This window comes from Brevundimonas sp. (genome assembly GCF_965279155.1).
In the GTDB taxonomy this organism is placed as follows: domain Bacteria; phylum Pseudomonadota; class Alphaproteobacteria; order Caulobacterales; family Caulobacteraceae; genus Brevundimonas.
This window is the reverse complement of record NZ_OZ257138.1, coordinates 348,641-368,509: the sequence shown is the minus strand read 5'-3', so window position 1 is coordinate 368,509 and position 19,869 is coordinate 348,641. Positions and strand designations below refer to the sequence as shown.

Sequence of the window (19,869 nt, the reverse complement as noted above, 5' to 3'; positions counted from 1 at the left end):
GAGTTAGTCGAACCGGAAGACGCGATGTTCAAGCCATTGAAGGCGTCGATCAGCCTCCAAGCGCGGGGCCGCAGTGATCAGACGGTCGAGTAGCTTGGGGAGCTCATAATTATCGACCACTTCGCCGAGACCAAAAAGTATCCAGACAAGGTCCAAACAGGCGTTTGGGAAGCGATCCGGCAGGTCGGATTTGCTCAAGGAGTTGGTGTGCCCTCGACCTGCGCCTCGCGGCATGAAGTAGGGTCGCAGCAGCTCAAGCGCCTCGGGGAATGCATCACTGGCAGCGATCGCGAAGTCGGCGAGGTGACGGTTCAGGGCCGCATCGCGGTACTTTGCTTCCCTCGGCCAGACGGTTCGGAACAGCGTCCCCATCCAGCCCCGCCACGTGGCCGCCGGATCAGCCTCCTCCTCGAGTGCTCGGCGGAACCATTCGGCGGCGCCATCGCGCAGCGAAGGTGTGCCGACCCTCAACGCGTGAGCGACCTCAGCCGTCGTCACGCCCCAGGCATCCGCCGCCTTGTCTCCGCTGGCCACGCTAGCGAGGGGGATCAGGAGCTTGCCTGCGGCATGCACTTGGGACCAGCCGGACGATGTGTTTTCCGTCGCCGCCTTGATCAAGATCGGGCCGAACCGTCGGGTCAGAAGAGGCGAGACTCGCCCCTCCTCCACCGCCACCTTGCGCAGACCAGCTCCGATATCGTCATCGGCGCTCATGGCCGGCGCCATGACGCGAACGGCGTCTTCCTCCGCCACCGACAGGACGAAAACGAGGTCATGAGCCATAACCGCCCAAGCCATGATCCCGCTTAGGCCGCCTTCCGCGCCGGCTTGGCGCAGTCTTCCCAGCCACGGCTCACGCACATCCGGAGTGTCTCGCCGCTGTCGTTCGATCGACTTCAGTGCGATCTGCGTCAGACGACCGGCCGGATGATTGATGGCCTGCGAATAGAGATCGTCGACCTTGGGCGCAGCGCCGTCGTCAGACCGAACCACTGAGGCCCAGAGGCGGCTCCACCAAGCACCGCTGTCGATATCGGCTGCATCCGCCGCACCCCAGAGCAGATCGACGAGCCTGTCCGAGACGAGATCGATAAAGTCGTCTTCCGCGCCGTCCAGAACCTCGAACACCGATACGGTCAGACGAGACTTGGTGGTGTCTTCCTGATCGCTAGGCCACGACAGCGTGCCGATGAACTCCTGCCACAGCGGTGCATTCGGTTCGTTTCGGGGGCCGTCCATGAGCGTCTTGAAGGCGCCTTCCGGATCCTGGCGCGCGTAGGCACTCCAGCCGTGCTGTGTGTGGAGGTCCCGGCTTGCCCGAACCTGCAAGGCCACCTCCAGGCGATCCTCGTCCGCCGCCTCGACGATCGGGGACGGATCACCGGTGACGACGGTCACCTCGGACATATAGGACCCGAAGAAATCCCGATCCTCGACGGCACGATCCAGGTAGTCGCGGCGAACCTTGATCGCCGTAAGCTCGTCCTTCCCGGGTTGGGAGAGGAGACCGGCCTCCGACAACATCATCAGACGCAGCCAGACCTCTGCGTCTCGGGCGTGAGGACGCCAATCCATCTGGCCTTCGTCGAGTTCGTACCGGCGGAAATAGGCGTCGGCTGTATCCAGAATCCGGGCCTCGAGCCGCAGAACCTCATCCTCCGGTGCACCGGCTAGCCCCTCCCTAAAAACCAGAGCAAGCTCGCGTCGCAGCGTCCAGAAGTCGATCTCTGACAGCCTCTCAAGGTCAATGAGGACTTCGGACGGCGTGAACAATGCGGGTGTTCGACAGGCCTGCAGCCACAGCCGGAGACCCAGGCGCCCCGGCAACGCCCGCCAACGTGCGACGATCGCTCTCGCGGCATCCCTGTCCGTGGCCGCCAGCTTCGGAAGGAGCGTGGCGGAGGTCTGGGCCAGATGGACGACGCCGTCGCGATGGTCGTTCTGCTTGTGAGGTTCGATGGACGGCAGGCCGCCATCGACGGCGTCATACTCGTCGCGGATCATCTCCGCGTCACCAGCGGTCAGCACCGTACTGGCGAGCGCCGACGCCATGAGGTCTAGCAAACGCGCTTCGGAATCCCATTGCGGAATCGCGTTGAGCAAGTCCGGCAACGCGCCCCGATCGCTCAGCTTGAGCCGTGGCCAGGCGATGTCATGAAGTCGTTCTGCCGGCTCGGGCGGCGGCGAACCGTAAATCGCGCCTGTGTGTGGCTCGATGTCGAGACGAGGCCTCAGCCAACCGACGGCGTGCTCCAGATCGCGATCCAGGACGACACCCTGCTTCATCGCCTCCAGGATTTCGTAGGGGCTTTTCAGGTCCCAAACATTGTCCTCCTGAAGCTGATCGACACAGAGCAGCCGCCAGGCTTTGCGCCAAAGGTCAGGAAGGTCCGCCGTCTGTCGAATGCGCCACGCGACTTCGTCGGTGAAAGGCTCGCCGAGCAGACCCTTCCATCGGATGGCGGTCTCATATCGGCCCCGAGATTGGGGTTCCAGGGCCGCCCAGGCTGCGACCACCCAGCTCGCCGTCTTGTCATCCCAGAGCTTTCGCTTTCGGAAAAGCTCGAACCAGCCAGCCTGGGTCACCTCTCGGATAACGAGATCCCAAAGATCAGATCGACCGTTAAAGAGCCAGTCCACTTCGTTTGTTTCGAGCGGGGTTAGGCTACCTGGATCACGTTGCAAGAGCGCCCGCGCCCTTTCTCGCCGAGACGCTTTCGGCCGTTCGACGACATCTGCAAGCCGGGCCAGATCGTCGTAGAGGGCTGCGTGATCCTCGGCCCCCGTCTCCGGATCGCGGAAGGCACGGTAGGGGATGGGCTCAACGGCCAACGTGCCCCAGTGGGCATCCGCCTCGGCGACGTCCTCAAACACGGCATAGAAGGCGTAGACCGGGTTGAGCGCAGGGAAGCGTGCTCGATCCGCCGCCAGTACGGATAGGAAATAGCGGATAGGGGCGTCGGAGGCGCTGTACCCCAAAAGGACGATGGTCTTGCAGCGGATCAGATCAAACAGGAACCGCGACGCCCAGCCGCTACGCATATAGGCGTCGCCGTAGTCCGCACTGGTCAGAACGAGCGGGGTCGGCTCCAGCCCCAACGCCTCGTCCCGAAGCCGACCGTGGAGGTGGATGACGCCATGGAAGTCCGCGCCGCCCGGGGGCGGCAGGCCCTGACCGGCGGCGCTCTCCTCCCGAACATCTCCACCGGTATGGTCGGCCAGTGCCCGTTCTATTAGAGTGTCGAAGTTGGTCGTGACCACAATCACCTGATTGGCGATGTCACGGGACAACCTCAGCACTGTCGCGTGGCGGGTCAGGTCCACAGGATCGGGCACGGCCAGGAGCGCTGAAGCCGTGTCCACGACGTCGCGGCTCCCGACCATTCTCCGCGACAATGAACCGAGGGCTTCCTCGTACCGGCCGGCTTGGAAGGATGCTTCTTCGGAAGGCTCCATCTCGGCGTTCAGGCCAGCATAGACCTGCTCGACGAGCAGACGGAAATGCGGCAGCTGCGGTGCGCTGATGCCGGCGCCACAGACGAAGACCACGTCGCCGGCGATGAGCGCGTCGAGCAAGGCGCTCGGGATTTCCGGGCCGTTCTCGGAGAACCTGATCGTCATTGTCTCCCCCTCAAGTCGCGACGCTACCGCCCTCAACGCTAAACCTCGAACGTCGGAAGGTCAGCACTTTGACGGCAGCCTCAAGATCTATTGCGATCGTTCGGGCGCTCGCTTTAGGGTGTCACCGCTCGCGTATTCGACCCTTGAAGCTGATTTTCCGATGGTCAGCAACGAGTCAGAGACGGGCCGCGCACTTTGCGTTCTGGCAGTCTGCCGAGGTCTGACTCCGTCGCCGGGGGCTCCTCGATGCAAGTAGACGCGGCAAGCCTACGATCGGCCTGCGGCAGTCCAACCTGAATGTCGACTGGCTTTGGGATCTGATGGATGCCTACAGCGTCGGGCTTGTCTAAGACGCCGCAGTGGGCGGCGGCGTCTGAACGATTGCAACCCGGCTGTCGGAAACGATCGTGTCGTAGCGTTCGACGAATTTTTCGAACTTACTCCGGTCGCGATTGTAGCTCTGCGCCCAGCGGCTGACGCCGCCGATCACCGCCAGATTGAGCGTGTAAAGGTTGAACGGCTTGAGATCAGTGACTGGCTCGGTCCCGATGAGCGCGTCGGAGCCGATATAGGGTGCCAGCGACGACGCCTTGCCCGCAAGCACCGCGCGCGACGACAGATTGGTCATATGGACGATCGAGTTGCGAAACTCCCAGAGTTCGTCGGCGGTGACCCCGACCGGTTCGAGATCGGCATAGGTATTCAGCCATTCGACGAAATTGCCGCGCTTGTCGCCGAACTCGACAAAGGCGAGCGTATCGATGCAGGACATCAGTAGCTTCGACGTCGAGGCGATATGACGCGCGTTGAACAGCAGCTTGATAGCCGCGAAGTAGTCGTCGTTGATCAGCTTGTCGAATCGAAAAGCGTCGCCTTCGGTATAGACCACCAGCCAGTCCGGCATCGTCCCAGGCATGCCCTCACCGACGCTGTCACCTTGGTGCGGCCCCAGACCGCCCCTGATCTCCGCACGGGGAACGCCGTCGACGATGCTCGTCAGGCAATACAGGGGTTCAGGACCCGCGCGATAGTGGTCGATGCCTCCCTCGAACAGGCCTAGATTAACCCCGAGGCGTTGCTGCGCGGCCCATTCTCCCGGCGTAAAGGTCCGCGGCAGGGCGAAGCGCTGCGCGATGCCGTGATCCGTCGCGACTGCTTGAGCGAGCGCCGCCATCTTGGTGGCGTCGTCGCCTCGCACGCGATGATGCCGGACCCCGTACTCGCGCGCGAAACCGTCGTCGAAATACAGAAAGACATTGAAAATCCGCTCGCCGGTCACCGTGCGCCCTCCACTGCCCGGGCGGCGGCGGCCGCCATTTCGGCCTCAAGCCGTTCGGCCTTTTCAGGGGTGTCGATGAAGGCGGGAAGTTTCGGACGGGGGCCGAAAACGTGTCGCCAGATGATGTCGCCGCCTTTCGGCGTCTCGACGACCTTTATCGACAAGGTAGGGCACCGGTTCGCCTGCAGCGCGATCACGCCATCGCTTGAGCGGTCGCTCGCCAAGACGAGCCCGTACGCGAACTGGGCAAGAGTATTATTCAATCTCGCAATCGCGCTCCGGTCCGAGATGCGCACGTGGCGTGAGATTTCATTCACCGGCCGAATCCGGCTGTGGCCCCGCAATAGCGTGCTCGCATCGAGCGGACATATCAGCTCGACTTGGCCGTCGTACTCATATGGGCGGCGCTGGCCGGGGGGCGATCGCGGATCGTAGATTGCGAGCGGATTGTCCGACGTGATGAAGGGCAGATCGGTGTCGTTGTGGACCACTTCGAAGCCAATCTGGAAGCACAGATCGCCGAACCGGCGCAGATCGGTCATCATCGTCGGGATCGACTGTTGCGGGTTGATGCCGACGGGAACGGTGTCGAGCTGGCCCGCGTAGCGTTGCAGTTTTTTAGGCAGCACGCCCGCGCGCTCGAGCGCCTTCGCCTCGGCGCGCAGCTTCGCTGCAAGCAGAAGCTCATGCCGGTGTCGTGCGGCGGGCACACGAACGCCCGTGATCCCAACCATGCCGAGTACATTGAACGAGGTCGCCGGCGAGACACGACCGCCCCGGATCGCCGCCATCGTCTCGGGCCAGACGGTCTCGATCGCGCTCCACAGGTCTTCGAACGAGTTATCGTCGCGCGTGCCGTCAGGTCGAAGCTGCGAATAGTAGTAGTTGGAATAGCCAACCGCCTCGGGTCGGCTGGGTCGGGGATTGAGGGGATTGTCGAGGAAGTAGGTCCAGAGCTTGCCTTCGGGCGTGGTGAAGCCATCGAGATAGGTTGTCGCTACATAATGATGGCGCTTCTTCGCGGGCGCTCCCTCTCCGGCGCAACCGAGCATGCGCGATGCGGCGCGAACATCTGGGTCATCGGGGACATTGCCCCAGTCCCACGCTGTCTTCGCCATAACGTCGCCCTTGGTCTGTCGACGGGCGCCAGTTTTCACGAGACGTCGGTCGGAACAGGATTTCGCTTATAGCAACTTTAGGCGGTTCTGCCATGGCCACGACGCGCGCGAAGCTGTCGGCGGGATAGTACTCGCCGGCATCCGGTCCATCGACCGGGCGTGCGCTGCTCGCCGGCATCTATCGGACCGTTACCGAAAGCTCCGACCTGCAGCCAAAGCTGATTACCGACGTGAATCGAGCAAAGACGGCGGGGTGGCGATGTTGCGCCATCGCCGGCTCGCTGGAGGCAGATGTTTCATGCAGCCTCAAAGCGGACCTTCCAAAAGTCCGAGAAAACACAGAGGCAGCTACTCACCCATGGCCTCTGTTCATCGGCCCGTCCCAAAAACGAACGTTTGTGACCGCGACCGTCCGAATCCAATTCCGCCCCCTGCCGTCAGCGCCGAAGGTGTGGCTAAACTCTGTTGCATAATCTATGTGTCATGAAGCCCTAGGTTTACGAGTTTCGCGACATGTTTATCGGATACGCGCGGGTTTCGACTGCGGACCAAAACCTCGATCTCCAGATTGACGCGCTCAAACAGGCGGGCTGCGAGCGGATTTTCTCTGAAGCTGCGTCCGGCGCGCGGGTAGATCGCAAGGCATTGGGCGAGGCTTTAAGCTTTGCCCGAGAGAAAGATGTCTTCGTTGTTTGGAAGCTTGACCGCCTAGGCCGCACAGTCGGTCAGCTTGTTGATTTCGTCAGTGCCCTAAAGAGCCGCGGCGTTGAATTTCGAAGCCTGACTGATGGCATCGACACTACGACACCGGCAGGACGGTTCTTCTTCCATATGATGGCGGCTCTAGCCGAAATGGAGCGAGACCTAATCCGCGAGCGGACCATGGCAGGCTTGGCAGCCGCTCGCGCGAGAGGACGAACTGGCGGGCGTAAGCGGGCTCTATCGGCGCGCCAGCTTGAGCAGGTCCGTCTCTTACTTCAGCATCCCGATCAGACGATGGGAGCCGTAGCGACCACTTTCGGGATTTCTCGCAGCACTTTGTATCGCGCTTTGGCCCGGACTTCGGATCAGATGGGCAAATAGTTCTGGCGATTTTGTCGTTCCGAGAGGGCGGCTTGCAGTCCACCAGTTACGGGTGGGAGTGGATGTATTTCATGCATCTTCCCATCCCGTCGATACGGTGTAGGCTGCGATTTGAATGGAAACGCGCCAATGACGCCTTACCAAAACGACATCTGGCTCAAGATGACCGCCAGGTTGATGGGAAACCTGTCCGTGCTTTGCCTAGCCGGCGCATTCTTCGCCGTGTTGGGCGTTCGGTTCATGGATCACCAGATCAAAGTTGGGGTGATCGCGGGCGTGTTATTGTTTTGGGTCAGCATGCGACTGTTGCGATATCTGTCGCCCTAAAGAACATGCTGCTGGCCAGCTCGCGTCGGCGCCGGCTGACGATCAGGCAAACGCTTCCGCAATCCGCTCCGCTAGCTATCACCATCGCTCAGCGGCCCGCGATCCTGCGTGGTGGCACTAGCCCCTAGCGTGGCGTTGCACCGACTATGGCCATGCAGTGAATCCCAATAATGCAGCACCATCGCTTGCGGTGAACTATGGGATTCTCGGGATTATGGAACATGGCACCGTTTGAAATTCAACCAGTTAGAGTCTTGGGATTATGGAACGCTGACAAAGGCCCTGCATCCTTTCGGCTCAGCCTTTCCATAAAGACGACAGCACCTTGGGCAAGACATCGCTCAGGTCGTCAGAGGTCAATCCCGGTCCAAAACGCTCCGCCGCGTCGGAATGGATCCAGACCGCCGCGCACGCCGCATCGAAACTGTCCATCCGCTGGGCCGCCAGTCCGCCGATCATTCCGGCCAGGACATCGCCGGTTCCAGCCGTAGCCAGCCAGGCCGAGCCATTCTCGTTGCGACGGACGCGTCCGTCAGGTGACGCGATGATCGTCCTGGCGCCTTTCAGGACGATGGTTGCCTGGGTCAGGCGCGCGGCTTCAATGGCGGCGACTTCGCGGCCTTGGTCCAGCAGACCCGGAAACAGCCGTTCGAACTCGCCCTCATGCGGCGTCAGGATGTCGTCGCGGTCCAGAACGGCGAACAGTTCGGCGGTTCGGCCCTTGAATACCGACAGACCGTCGGCGTCGATCACCAGCACTGCGCCGCTCAAAGCCAGGGCCTGGATGTTGGCGATCGTCGCGTCTTCCAGTCCCGCAGCCGGTCCGATCACGACGGCGTCGCTGCCGGCGACCTCTCGACCTAAGATTTCAGATGAAGAGAACGGCGTCAGCATGATCGCCTGGACGGCCGGCGCGATGACGGCGACGGCGTCTGGCGGGCACAGGATTCGCACCACGCCGGCGCCCATTCGCAGCCCCGCGTGCGCCGCAAGTCGCGCAGCGCCCGTCTGATGGGCCTTTCCCGAGACGACGACCAAACGGCCCCGCGTATGCTTGTGCGTTTCCGCGCCCGGCCAAGGCAGAAAATTGCGCCAGATCGCCGGGTCGTTGGTTTCTATCATCCGCGTTCCGATTATCCGTGGCTTTTCTGCGAAAATCGCTTGCTTTGAACGCCCTTGCTGTGTCCCATTTGGGCCCGAGCGCCGCTGCATTCCGTGCGCCGCTCAGGGGTCGCCATGAAGAAAATCGAAGCCATCATCAAGCCTTTCAAGCTGGATGACGTCAAAGAGGCGCTCCAGGACGTGGGCGTGCAAGGCATGACTGTGCTGGAGGCCAAGGGATATGGCCGCCAGAAGGGTCATTCCGAACTGTATCGTGGCGCCGAATACGTCATCGACTTCTTGCCCAAGATCAAGATCGAGGTGGTCGTCGCCGACGACCTCGCGCCCGCCGTCGTCGAGGCCATTCAGACCTCGGCCCGCACAGGCAAGATCGGCGACGGCAAGATCTTCGTGTCCGATGTCGCCGAGGTGATCCGTATCCGCACCGGCGAGACCGGAGCCCAGGCCGTCTGAATTCGACCACCCTCCCCGGTCCTCGGCCCCTCGGGTCGTTGACCGGTTTCCTCCCCAAACGCCAAGAAACAGGACTTCCGAGAATGAGCGCCAGCAAGATCCTCAAACAGATCAAGGATGAGGAGGTCCAGTATGTGGACGTCCGATTCACCGACACGCGCGGCCGCCTGCAGCACGTCACCTTCGATATCGACCTGGTCGACGAGGACTTCCTGAACGAAGGCACGATGTTCGACGGCTCGTCCATCGCCGGCTGGAAGGCCATCAACGAGTCCGACATGCTGCTGAAGCCGGACCTGACCACGGCCTACATCGATCCCTTCTATCAGCAGAAGACGATGTTCCTGTTCTGCGACGTGCTGAACCCGGACACCAACGAACCCTACAACCGCGACAGCCGTTCGATGGCCAAGAAGGCGCTGTCCTACGTGCAATCGTCGGGCGTGGGCGACGTGGTCTATTTCGGCCCGGAAGCCGAGTTCTTCATCTTCGACGACGTGCGCTGGTCGACCCAGCCGCACAACACGTCGTATTCGTACGACTCGACCGAACTGCCGGCCAACACCAACGCCGAATACACCGAAGGCAATATGGGCCACCGCCCCGGCGCCAAGGGCGGCTACTTCCCCGTCAACCCCGTCGATTCGGGCCAGGACCTGCGCGGCGAAATGCTGGGCGTCATGCGCGACCTGGGCCTTCAGCCCGAGAAGCATCACCACGAGGTGGCGCCGGCCCAGCACGAACTGGGTCTGAAGTTCTCGGACCTGCTGACCATGGCTGACCGCCTGCAGCTCTATAAGTACGTGATCCACAACGTCGCCGCCGCCTATGGCAAGTCGGCGACCTTCATGGCCAAGCCGATGTTCGCAGACAACGGCTCGGGCATGCACGTCCACATGTCGATCTGGAAGGACGGCAAGCCCCAGTTCGCCGGCGACCAGTACGCCGGCCTGTCCCAGGAATGTCTGTGGTACATTGGCGGCATCATCAAGCACGCCAAGGCCATCAACGCCTTCGCCAACTCGACCACCAACAGCTACAAGCGTCTGGTCCCCGGCTACGAAGCCCCGGTGAAACTGGCCTATTCGGCCCGCAACCGCTCGGCCTCGATCCGAATCCCGCACGTCTCGTCGCCGAAGGCAAAGCGTCTGGAAGCCCGCTTCCCCGACCCGATGGGCAACCCCTATCTGACCTTCGTCGCCCTGCTGATGGCCGGTCTGGACGGGATCGAGAACCGCATCGATCCGGGCGCGCCCGCCGACAAGAACCTCTACGACCTTCCGCCGGAAGAGCGCGGTTCGATCCCCGAGGTCTGCGGCTCGCTGCGTGAAGCCCTCGAAAACCTCGACAAGGACCGCGCCTTCCTCAAGAAGGGCGGCGTCATGGATGACGATTTCATCGACAGCTACATCGAGCTGAAGATGGAAGAGGTCATGCGCCTGCAACTGCACCCGCACCCGGTCGAGTTCGACATGTACTACAGCTGCTGATCGACAGATCGGCCGCAGATCAGGGCGCCGGCGGGAAACCGTCGGCGCCTTTTCTTTGGCCTTGTGCGTGGCTGCCTAGTGCTGACCTGGACGGATGGTCAGCGTGGGCTTGTCGCCATAGGAGTCCGTCACCGTCCAACTTTCACCCATGCCATGGCCCTCGGTGGAATTGGCTTCGCACCTGACGTTGCGGCCAGGCTCGGTATCCATGGGAACCTTGACGATCCAACAGACATAACGATCATCCGCGACATAGTCGCCGTTGCCGGCCACGCCGTCCGGGAACACGGCGGTGAATGTGCCTTCGCTCTTGAACATGAAGGTCAGACGCGGACCATCGTCCGGATAGACGACCTCCAGCGTATTGCCGGTGGCGAGTTGCACCAAAGTTGGCGGCGCCATGGGCGTTTGAGCGGTCACGAGTGTAGGCAGGCCGAGCACGAGCCCGAACCCTAGCAATGCAGGGATATTCATGGCGTCTCTCCAGGTCGAACAGTGTTGTTCGAGTGGTCAGAGTGTCATGTTTAGGCGATCATCGATAGACGCCGGCTGGCCCGCGCGCGACCGCAGCCACGCGAGGCATCGATTCAGGCGATTTCGGCTTCCAGATCGTCGGCCTTTTTGCGACGCAGTTCGATCAGTCGCACGCACCAGATCGACAGCTCGTAGAGAATGACCAGCGGGATCGCCAACATCAGCTGGCTGATCGGATCCGGAGGCGTGACCACGGCGGCGACCACCACCACGGCGACAATGGCGTAGCGGCGGCCCGCGGCCATGACCTTGGAATTGATCAGGCCGGCCAGGCCCAGCAGCGTCGTGACGACCGGCAATTGGAAGCACAGACCGAAGGCTAGCAACAGCGAGGTCACCAGGCTGAGATAGTCGGAAATCTTGGTCGTCTGGGCCACAGATATGCCATCGCTGGCCACCTGCTGGCTCAACGAGAACAGCATTACGAACGGCAGCATGACATAATAGACCAGCGCGCCGCCCAGGCAGAACATCACCGGCGCCGCGATCAGGAACGGCAGGAAGGCGCCGCGTTCGTTGCGATACAGACCCGGCGCCACGAAGCGATACATCTGCCAGGCCATGACCGGGAAGGTCAGGACGGCGGCGCCGAAGGCCGCGATCTTCATTTTGGTGAACAGCTGCTCCAGCGGCGCCGTCGCGATCAGCTGAACGACGGCCGCGCTGCCGGGCGGATAAGGCTTCAGGCCCGTCATCACGGCGATCAGTTCGAGGGGGTTGGCGTGACCGCCCGATGCGAGGGCCGCAGCATGGACCGCGACCGCCGCCTGATAGGGTTTGATCAGGGCGATCTGGATCTGGTTGGCGAAGGCGAAGCACAGGATGAACGCCAGGAAGAAGGCCACGACGCAGATCAGCAGCCGCCCACGCAGCTCGATCAGGTGATCCATCAAGGGCGCGCGCGACGCCTCGATCTCGGCCTCGTCACGATCGGGAGACGTCACAGGTCAGCGGCCTTCTTGCGCGGTGTCTTGGTCTTGGCGGTCGCCGACTTTGTCTTGGCGGCCTGAGTCGCCGCCTTGGGCTTGGCAGCTGCGCGCGGCTTTGTCGTCGAGGCCTTGGCCGTCGTCGCCGGATTCGCCTTCGAAACTGCCCGTTTGGGCTTCGTCTTCACGACGGGCTCGACGGGCGTCGGCGTGTCGGGCCATTCGTCGGCGGCCGGCGTCATGACGGGAACCTCCGGCTCGGGCGCAGGCAGTGCGGCCGTGGGCGTCGGCCCCGTCAGTCCCGCGTTGATGTCCTTGAAGGCGGCGTCCGCCTCGGCGCCCAGGGGATACATGGCCCCCTGCCCCGTCCGCAGCGCCTCAACCTCCTTACGCAGGTCGTCCAACTCGGACTGACGCGCCATCTCGTCGAAGCTGGAGCGGAACTCGTTGGCCATGGCGCGCGCCTTGGCGACCATCTGACCGACGCGACGCATCAGAACAGGCAGATCCTTGGGCCCCACCACAAGCAGGGCCACCAGACCGATCACCACTAATTCGAAGCCCCCGATACCGGGGCCGAGCCCGCCCATGCGTCAGCCCTTACAGACGACGACTAGCGCTTCAGCTCTTCCTTTTCCGCCTCGGTGCGCGGCAGCGAGCTGACGCCTTCGTGCGGGCCGTCCTTCTTGTCGTCGTCCTTCAGGCCGTCCTTGAAGGCGCGGATGCCCTTGGCCGCGTCGCCCATGATGCCCGACAACTTGCCCCGGCCGCCGAACAGCAGCGCGACGACGACGATGACGATGGCCCAATGCCAGATGCTCAGGGAGCCCATGGGTAATCTCCTCGAAGGAACCGATGATCGATCCCATCCACTATTCTTCGATCCGCATATAGGCGCAGTGATGGCCCCACGCCAAGGGACGCTGTAGGTCTGCGCGACCATGAGTCTCTCCGATCACGTCATCATCCACACCGACGGCGCCTGCAAGGGCAATCCGGGCCCCGGCGGCTGGGGCGCACTGCTGCAAACCGGCGGCGGTCACGAAAAGGAATTGTGGGGCGGCGAAGCCAACACCACCAACAACCGCATGGAGCTGATGGCCGCCATCATGGCGCTGGAGGCGCTGAAGCGGCCCTGCAAGATCGAACTGCATACCGACAGCAGATACGTCATGCAGGGAATCACCGAATGGATGCGCGGCTGGAAGACGCGCGGCTGGCTGACCGCCGACAAGAAGCCGGTCAAGAACGCCGACCTGTGGCAGCGCCTGGACGCCGCCCGTCTGCGCCACGACGTGAAGTGGCGCTGGGTGAAGGGGCATGCGGGCCATGAGCTGAACGAGCGCGCGGACCAGCTGGCGAATCGCGGCGTGGCGGATTTGAAGCGGCGCTAGACCGCCTCGACTTCTTTTTCCGGCTCGGCCGGACGGCGCCGAACGCGCGATCCGCTCATGACCGCGCCGAACAGGGCCGTGACGGCCGCGATCTGAAACCCGTGCACGACCCCGTCGATGGGCGCCGCCGACAGCAGGAAGGCGACCACGACCGCGCCCAGCGACTGCCCCAAGACCCGCGCCATGCCCAGCGTGCCGCCCGCCGCGCCGGCTCTCTCCCTGGGCGCCTCCGACAACAGGGCGCGATTGTTGGGCGACTGGAAGAAGCCGAATCCTGCGCCACACACCGCCATTCGCCAGACGACGTCGAAATGCGTCGAATCGGCATTTAGGAAGCTCAGCGCCATCAGGCCGCAGGCGAAAACACTCAGGCCGATCGCGCCCAGCACGCCGGCCGAATATCGATCCGACAGATAACCCGCCAAGGGCGCCGCGATCATCGTCGCCAGCGGCCAAGGCGTCATCAGAAGGCCCGTCTCGACCGCCGTCAGTCGCAAAGATCCTTGAAGAAAGAACGGCAAGGCCACGAAGGCCATCATCTGCGCCGTGAAGGAGATGATCGAGGTCGCCACCGACAGGCTGAACATCGGCCGCGCCAACAGATCCAGCGGGATCAAAGGCGACGCCCGCGACCGCTCGTGGCGAATCAGCAAGACGCCCGCCGCCAGCCCTGCCCCCGTCAGGCCAAACCCCAACACGGCCGCCTCGCCATGCGCCAAGGATTGCAAGCCCGTGATGACCAGGCCGAACGCCGCCGCGTTCAGCGCGGCCCCGGTCCAGTTCAGCTTGCGCTTCTGCAACAGATTATGCGGCAGGGTGAACCCCGCGAGCGACACGGCCAGCAGCCCGATGGGCACGTTCAGCGCAAACAGCCAGCGCCAATGTCCGACCGACAGGATCGCGCTGGCGATCGTCGGCCCGGCCGCCGCCGCCAGGGACACGATCACGGCGTTGATGCCGACGGCGCGGCCCAGCAGGCTGTGCGGATAGGTGAAACGCACCAGGGCGCCGTTGACGCTCATTATGCCCGCCGCGCCGAACCCTTGGATCACGCGAGCAAGGCTCAACGCCTCGATGGAGTTGGCGAAGACGCAGGCGATGGACGCCAGGGTGAAGACGGCCAGCCCCGCCTGTGACACTCGGCGATAGCCGACGATCTCGCCCAGCGACGCGAGCGGCAGAAGGGCGACGACGATGGCGATCTGATAGGCGTTGACGATCCAGATCGAGGCCGCCGACGACGCCTGAAGATCCTGGGCGATGGACGGCAGGGCGACGTTGGCGATAGCCCCGTCCAGAACGGCCAGGGTGATCCCAAGGCCGATGGACGCGATAGCCCAATACCGCCTGGGCGTGGGCAGGCCGTCCGAGGCGGCGTTCTGGCTGGCTGTCATTCCTGACGAACGCCTCTCGGGCCGCGTCGTTTCAGACGGGGGACTGGACCGTCAACAAAGACCCGGTGATGCGCGTCACCACGACGTCCTGCCCCTCCACCGGCGCCTCGCCCTCGACCTCGGCCGGCCATTCGGCGCCCGAGATGAAGACGCGGCCGCGCCCGGAAACGAAGGCTTCGACCACCCGCGCCCTTTGGCCGATCAGGCGGCTGTCGCGGTCGTTGATGTCGGGTCCGGCGGGGTTGGCCTTGGAGATCAGTCGACGAGACAGAAGCGTAGCGATAACCGTCAGAACGGCGAAGACGGCGACTTCGCCCGGCAAACCTAGCCGCAAGCCCGCCGCCGTCATCACCGCGACGACGCCAGCCGAAACGGCGGGCCACAGCAGCCATTCGGTCGAGAACATCGCCTCGACCGCCAACAGCAGAACCCCAATAGCCAGCCAGATCCAGAACGGCTGGCTGGTATAGAGATCAGCGAGCGACATCATCGGTCAGCGTCCTTCGATCAGGCCGAGGGTGGGACAGCGCCGCCCGCAGGGCGACGCGGCGGTGTGGGACGGACCGGCGGCGTCGGAGCGTCGCCGGAGTTTTGGTTCTTGGCCAGGCCGACCATCTCGCCGATGCCGGCGATGGTGCCGACCAGGGCGCCCATTTCCGCAGGAACGATGACGGTGCGCTGCTGCGGGCTGCGCGCCAGTTCGGCGAAGGCTTCGACGTACTTTTGGGCGATGAAGTAGTTGATGGCGTTCACGTCGCCGCGCGCGATGGCTTCCGACACCATGGCGGTCGCTTTTGCTTCCGCCTGGGCTTCGCGTTCACGAGCCTCTGCGTCGCGGAAAGCGGCTTCCTTGCGGCCTTCGGCCTGAAGAATGGCGGCCTGTTTGGCGCCTTCGGCGCGCGCGATTGCGGCCTGTTTCTCGCCCTCCGCCTCGGTGATGATCGCGCGTTTTTCACGCTCCGCCTTCATCTGGCGAGCCATGGCGTTCGTGATGTCGACAGGCGGAGTAAGATCCTTGATCTCGATCCTGTTGACCTTGACGCCCCAAGGTTCGGTCGCAGCGTCGATGACAGTCAGCAATCGCGTGTTGATCGAGTCGCGTTGAAAAAGAACCTCGTCCAGTTCCATCGAACCGACGACCGTCCGCAGGTTGGTCATGCAGAGCTGGGTGATGGCGTAGGGAAGATTCTCGACGCGGTAAGCGCCAGCCGAGGCGTTCATCACTTGAATGAACACGATCGCATCGACCTTCACCATGGCGTTGTCCTTGGTGATGACCTCCTGCGTCGGCACGTCCAGCACCTGTTCCATCATGTTCATTCGACGGCCGACCCGCTCCACGAACGGGGTCAGGAAGCCGATGCCGGGGCTCAGCGTCTTGGTGTATTTGCCGAAGCGTTCGACTGTGAATTCACGTCCTTGCGGCACGATCTTGATCACGCTGATCAAGAGCACAATGGCGAGAAGCAAGACTACGCCGGCGAATATGGTGGTGACGTCCATTCAGATCCTCCCTGAGGCGATCAGCCTACGCGCTGCACGCGAGCGGCGCCATAGAAACCGGACGATCGGATAGAGGCTAAAGGCCGCGCTTGGCCCGCCATGCCGCCAGCCGGACGCTGACGTCACGCTCGATGTCGCCGTAGAACAGGTTGTAAGGCACGATCTTGCGTCGATCCGCCCAGCTTCCCCCGGCGGTCAGGAAGTCGGCGTCGGGCGCGCTGTGCCACAGAAGGCCGCCACGACAATCGGTCGAAATCAGTCGCCCGGTAAGCGCCGGACGCGCGCCCCATTCCAGCCCCGTCGCATTGGTCGCCCCGCTGTGCTGGCGTGCCTCGGCGCGCGGCTGTTGCGTCGCTCCGGTCACCGGGTTGACGCAGATCGGCGCGGTCGTCAGCCCGACCAGCTCGCCCCGGTCGTTCCAGTCCAGCGCCCGCCGCAGCTTGCGCCGCGCCGCCGGTTCGTCGCCGTCCTCGACCGAAGACCAGGCGACGATACAGCCTGTCTCGTCCGACGCGTCGCAGGGCGTGACCCTCTGCTGGAACATCTCGCGACTGACCAAGGTCTCGATCAGATAGGCTGCCACCAACCGATCCTTGAGCTTCGGATCGGCGCGAAGCGCATCGCGCACCAGCAACGCCGACAGTTCCCCGCCCTGCTCCGCCCCGGCGATCACGATCGGTCCGGTCGGATGGTTGCGAAGCCATAGCGAGAACGCCGCCTTCACATCCTCATAGGCGAAGGCGCGCGCCTCACGCGCATCGTCGCGCAGGGTCAGACGCGTATAGAGGCTTGCCTGACGATAGAGCGGCGCGCTGACCTTGCCCTCCCGCGCAAACGGTGAGGCATAGTTCGGCAGGACGACGCGGCGCAAATAGGCGTTCGCCCGTGCATCGTCGATCGGCCCGTTCCACTCCGCGCCGCCATCGAAAGTGGTCGGCATGACGAAAAAGACCGCCGCCTGGTCCGGCGCGCCTTCGTCCATCAGCGCCCAGGACGACGCCGACCGATAATCCGGCGCGGGCGGCGGCTGATAGGTCTGGAACGGCACCTGAGGGTCCAGCCCGGCGCGAAGGATGTCCCCACTCCACACCGCGACGGCGGCCGTAAGGGCGAACACGGCGGCGAAACCCGCATAGCCGACCCATTGCCTGAAGGTCAGCCGGCGCATCAGCGGTACGGATCGGTCGTAGAGAGGAAGTCCTGGACGTAGCGACGCACACCTTCTTCCAGCGGCGTGGATTGCCCCTCAAATCCAGCGGCGCGGATGCGGTCCATGCGCGCCTCGGTGAAATACTGATACCGGTCGCGGATCACCTCGGGCATGTCGACGTACTCGATCGACGGCTCCTTGCCGGCGGCGGCGAAGGTGGCGCGCGCCAGATCGGCGAACGACCTCGCCTGGCCGGACCCGGCGTTGAAGATGCCGGACACCTCGGGCGATTGTAGCAGGAACTCGACGATATCGACCACGTCGTCGACATAGACGAAGTCGCGCAGTTGGCCGCCGTCGGGATAGTTCGGATTGTGCGACCGGAACAGGCTGACCGCCTCGCCCGCCTCGACCTTGGGCCAGATCTGGGCGACGACCGACTTCATTCCGCCCTTGTGGCCTTCGTTCGGTCCATAGACGTTGAAGAACTTCAGCCCGGCCCACTGGCGCGGCGCCTGGCCGCGATCCGCCTGGCGCACGGCATGCTGATCGAACAGCATCTTCGAATAACCATAGGCGTTTAGCGGCCGAAGCTTCGACAGAGAATCCACATCATCGTCGTCGTTGAAGCCCCCCTCACCGTCGCCATAGGTGGCTGCCGAGGACGCGTAGATCATCCGCACGTCGCGGATCGTGCACCAGTCCCACAGGTCGCGCGACAGGGTGAAGTTGGTGCGCAGGATCAGGTCGGCGTCCGGCTCGGTCGTGGATGAGATGGCGCCCATATGCACCACGGCCTCGATCCGCTCGGCGTGGCGCTCCAACTGCTCGAACAGTTCTTCAGGCGACCAGAAGTCGGCAATGGCGTGCTTGGTGATGTTCTTCCACTTGGCCAGGTCGGCGGTCTCCAGCCGATCGCAGACCACGACGTCATAGGCCGTCTCTGCCGTCAGCCGCGCCGCGATGTTGGAGCCGATGAAGCCGGCGCCGCCGGTGACGACGATCATGCGAGGCGTCATTGCTGGGATCCTGTGGTCATCTTCTCGATAGTCCGAGTGGTCGAATACCCGTCCTTGAAATCCGCCAGCTTGACCTCGCCGCCCCAGCTCTCGACCAGATCGCCACCGACCACGCCCTCTCGCGTATAATCGGAACCCTTGATCAGCACATCGGGCCGCAGCCGTTCGATCAGGGCGACCGGCGTCGGATCATCGAAACTGGTCACGCGGTCCACGCTGGCCAGGCCACCGATGACGACCGCCCGGCTGTCCAGATCGTTGACCGGCCGGCCGTCGCCTTTCAGCCGTTTGACCGAGGCGTCGGTGTTCAGCGCCACCACCAGCCGGTCGCACCAGCTGCGCGCCTGGGCCAGATAGGCGACATGGCCCCGGTGCAGAATGTCGAAACAGCCGTTGGTAAAGCCGACCTTCAGCCCCTGACGCCGCCAGGCCTCGACCTCGGCCGCCAATTCGTCCAGCGGCGTCACCTTGGCGACGGCGGCGGTCGCATGCTGGCTCAGCTCGGCCTCGATCAGTTCGGCCGGCGTCACCACGGCCGTTCCGGCCTTTCCGACCACCACGCCCGAGGCCAGGATCGCGAACTCGACCGCCGTCTCCAGCGAGGCTCCGGCGCCCAGGGCTAGGCCGATGGCGGCCAGACAGGTATCCCCGGCGCCCGAGACATCAAACACTTCGCGCGCCCGGCCCGGGAAATGCTTCACCGGATGACCACGCCTCGCCAGGCTCATCCCCTTGCCCGCGCGCGTGACGATCACAGTCTTTGCGGTCGTGGCGGCCAGCAGGGCCTCCAGCGCCGTCTCGACCTCCGGGTCCGTCCCGACCGGGAGGCCGGTCGCGCCGGCCAGTTCCGAAGCATTGGGCTTGATCACATCGACCGCCCCATAGCGGGCGAAGTCGCGTCCCTTGGGATCGACCACGACGGGCGCGCCTGACGCCTTCGCCGCAGCCAAGGCCGAACCAATTAGCGCGTCGCCGACCACGCCCTTGGCATAGTCAGACAAAAGATAGACGGAAGCACCCGTAAACGCATCGGAATTATCGATCGATACTGGTGCTGCTTCGTCGTCCAGACGCAACAGCTGCTGCCCCGCGGAGACGAACCGCGTCTTGACGATGGTCGCGGCCTCTGCGGGACGGGCCAGGGCGTCCTCGATGCGGGGCTCGGCGGCGATCAGAGCGGTCAGCTCAGCGCCGGCCGCATCATCCCCGACGATGGCGCCCAGGCGGGCCACACCGCCCAAGGCCGCGATGTTGCGCGCCACATTGCCGACGCCGCCGGGCATGGCGACGGTGCGGGCGGCGCGCAGCACCGGAATTGGCGCCTCGGGCGAGATGCGGCTGACCTCGCCATAGACGTAGCGGTCCAGCATCAGATCGCCGACGCAGGCGATCTTCAGGCCGCGCACGCGCTCCAGCAGACTTTGCAGGGCGCCCAGGTCCAGGGTGTCAGACATGG

At 63.8% G+C, this 19,869-nt stretch carries 19 protein-coding genes; 5 read left to right on the top strand and 14 right to left on the bottom strand.

The annotated features are described in order from the left end of the window. Positions 1–3 precede the first annotated feature (3 nt). The 3 genes from ACQY72_RS01750 to ACQY72_RS01740 all read right to left on the bottom strand — a co-directional run bounded on the left by ACQY72_RS01750 (position 4) and on the right by ACQY72_RS01740 (position 6,018). Positions 4–3,621: an SIR2 family protein gene (locus ACQY72_RS01750; RefSeq protein ID WP_428155305.1), complete on the bottom strand. Its 3,618-nt coding sequence runs from the start codon at positions 3,619–3,621 to the stop codon at positions 4–6. Between the two features lie 346 nt (positions 3,622–3,967). Further along, positions 3,968–4,900 (bottom strand): hypothetical protein, encoded by a 933-nt coding sequence (locus tag ACQY72_RS01745; protein ID WP_428155303.1) that lies wholly within the window; start codon positions 4,898–4,900, stop codon positions 3,968–3,970. Then, positions 4,897–6,018, bottom strand: coding sequence for a DUF4238 domain-containing protein (locus ACQY72_RS01740; RefSeq protein WP_428155302.1), 1,122 nt, complete (start codon positions 6,016–6,018; stop codon positions 4,897–4,899). The genes ACQY72_RS01745 and ACQY72_RS01740 overlap by 4 nt, the downstream gene beginning before the upstream one ends. A gap of 513 nt (positions 6,019–6,531) precedes the next feature. Between ACQY72_RS01740 and ACQY72_RS01735 the strand changes: the two genes are divergently transcribed. Both ACQY72_RS01735 and ACQY72_RS01730 read left to right on the top strand, forming a co-directional pair. After that, complete coding sequence (locus tag ACQY72_RS01735) at positions 6,532–7,101, top strand: recombinase family protein (protein WP_428155300.1); 570 nt, start codon at positions 6,532–6,534, stop codon at positions 7,099–7,101. 129 nt (positions 7,102–7,230) lie between these two features. Next, a complete protein-coding gene (locus ACQY72_RS01730) occupies positions 7,231–7,428 on the top strand; it encodes a hypothetical protein (RefSeq protein WP_428155298.1) in 198 nt (65 codons plus the stop codon). 297 nt (positions 7,429–7,725) lie between these two features. Here the strand turns inward: ACQY72_RS01730 and ACQY72_RS01725 are convergent, their stop codons facing one another. Continuing rightward, entirely contained in the window at positions 7,726–8,550 is an 825-nt protein-coding gene (locus tag ACQY72_RS01725; RefSeq protein ID WP_428155296.1) for an NAD(P)H-hydrate dehydratase, read from the bottom strand. 114 nt (positions 8,551–8,664) lie between these two features. On the opposite strand from ACQY72_RS01725, the gene ACQY72_RS01720 reads away from it, so the two are divergent. After that, positions 8,665–9,003, top strand: a complete 339-nt coding sequence (locus ACQY72_RS01720; RefSeq protein ID WP_008261682.1) for a P-II family nitrogen regulator — start codon at positions 8,665–8,667, stop codon at positions 9,001–9,003. An 83-nt stretch (positions 9,004–9,086) separates the two neighbouring features. Beyond that, complete coding sequence (glnA, locus tag ACQY72_RS01715; protein WP_372693719.1) at positions 9,087–10,493, top strand: type I glutamate--ammonia ligase; 1,407 nt, start codon at positions 9,087–9,089, stop codon at positions 10,491–10,493. A 75-nt stretch (positions 10,494–10,568) separates the two neighbouring features. Here glnA and ACQY72_RS01710 read toward each other — a convergent pair whose 3' ends face one another. From ACQY72_RS01710 to ACQY72_RS01695, 4 genes are all read right to left on the bottom strand, one after another. Next, positions 10,569–10,967 (bottom strand): hypothetical protein, encoded by a 399-nt coding sequence (locus tag ACQY72_RS01710; protein WP_428155294.1) that lies wholly within the window; start codon positions 10,965–10,967, stop codon positions 10,569–10,571. A 113-nt stretch (positions 10,968–11,080) separates the two neighbouring features. Then, a complete protein-coding gene (gene tatC / locus ACQY72_RS01705; protein WP_428155292.1) occupies positions 11,081–11,971 on the bottom strand; it encodes a twin-arginine translocase subunit TatC in 891 nt (296 codons plus the stop codon). Further along, a complete protein-coding gene (gene tatB, locus ACQY72_RS01700) occupies positions 11,968–12,543 on the bottom strand; it encodes a Sec-independent protein translocase protein TatB (RefSeq protein WP_428155290.1) in 576 nt (191 codons plus the stop codon). The genes tatC and tatB overlap by 4 nt, the downstream gene beginning before the upstream one ends. A gap of 23 nt (positions 12,544–12,566) precedes the next feature. Next, positions 12,567–12,785: a twin-arginine translocase TatA/TatE family subunit gene (locus ACQY72_RS01695; RefSeq protein WP_428155289.1), complete on the bottom strand. Its 219-nt coding sequence runs from the start codon at positions 12,783–12,785 to the stop codon at positions 12,567–12,569. A gap of 109 nt (positions 12,786–12,894) precedes the next feature. Between ACQY72_RS01695 and rnhA the strand changes: the two genes are divergently transcribed. Then, positions 12,895–13,347, top strand: a complete 453-nt coding sequence (gene rnhA, locus ACQY72_RS01690) for a ribonuclease HI (RefSeq protein ID WP_428155287.1) — start codon at positions 12,895–12,897, stop codon at positions 13,345–13,347. Here the strand turns inward: rnhA and ACQY72_RS01685 are convergent. The 6 genes from ACQY72_RS01685 to rfaE2 all read right to left on the bottom strand — a co-directional run bounded on the left by ACQY72_RS01685 (position 13,344) and on the right by rfaE2 (position 19,867). Further along, complete coding sequence (locus ACQY72_RS01685) at positions 13,344–14,741, bottom strand: MFS transporter (protein ID WP_428155285.1); 1,398 nt, start codon at positions 14,739–14,741, stop codon at positions 13,344–13,346. The genes rnhA and ACQY72_RS01685 overlap by 4 nt on opposite strands. 31 nt (positions 14,742–14,772) lie before the next feature. Beyond that, positions 14,773–15,231 carry an NfeD family protein gene (locus ACQY72_RS01680; protein WP_428155284.1) on the bottom strand — a complete coding sequence of 153 codons (459 nt, stop codon included), beginning with the start codon at positions 15,229–15,231 and terminating at the stop codon, positions 14,773–14,775. A gap of 17 nt (positions 15,232–15,248) precedes the next feature. Next, positions 15,249–16,244 (bottom strand): SPFH domain-containing protein, encoded by a 996-nt coding sequence (locus ACQY72_RS01675; RefSeq protein ID WP_428155282.1) that lies wholly within the window; start codon positions 16,242–16,244, stop codon positions 15,249–15,251. A gap of 76 nt (positions 16,245–16,320) precedes the next feature. Then, a complete protein-coding gene (locus ACQY72_RS01670) occupies positions 16,321–17,412 on the bottom strand; it encodes a DUF3089 domain-containing protein (protein ID WP_428155281.1) in 1,092 nt (363 codons plus the stop codon). Continuing rightward, positions 17,412–18,413, bottom strand: coding sequence for an ADP-glyceromanno-heptose 6-epimerase (gene rfaD / locus ACQY72_RS01665; RefSeq protein ID WP_428155279.1), 1,002 nt, complete (start codon positions 18,411–18,413; stop codon positions 17,412–17,414). The genes ACQY72_RS01670 and rfaD overlap by 1 nt, the downstream gene beginning before the upstream one ends. Next, positions 18,410–19,867, bottom strand: a complete 1,458-nt coding sequence (gene rfaE2, locus ACQY72_RS01660) for a D-glycero-beta-D-manno-heptose 1-phosphate adenylyltransferase (protein WP_428155277.1) — start codon at positions 19,865–19,867, stop codon at positions 18,410–18,412. Before rfaE2 ends, rfaD begins: the two co-directional genes overlap by 4 nt. Positions 19,868–19,869 lie beyond the last annotated feature (2 nt).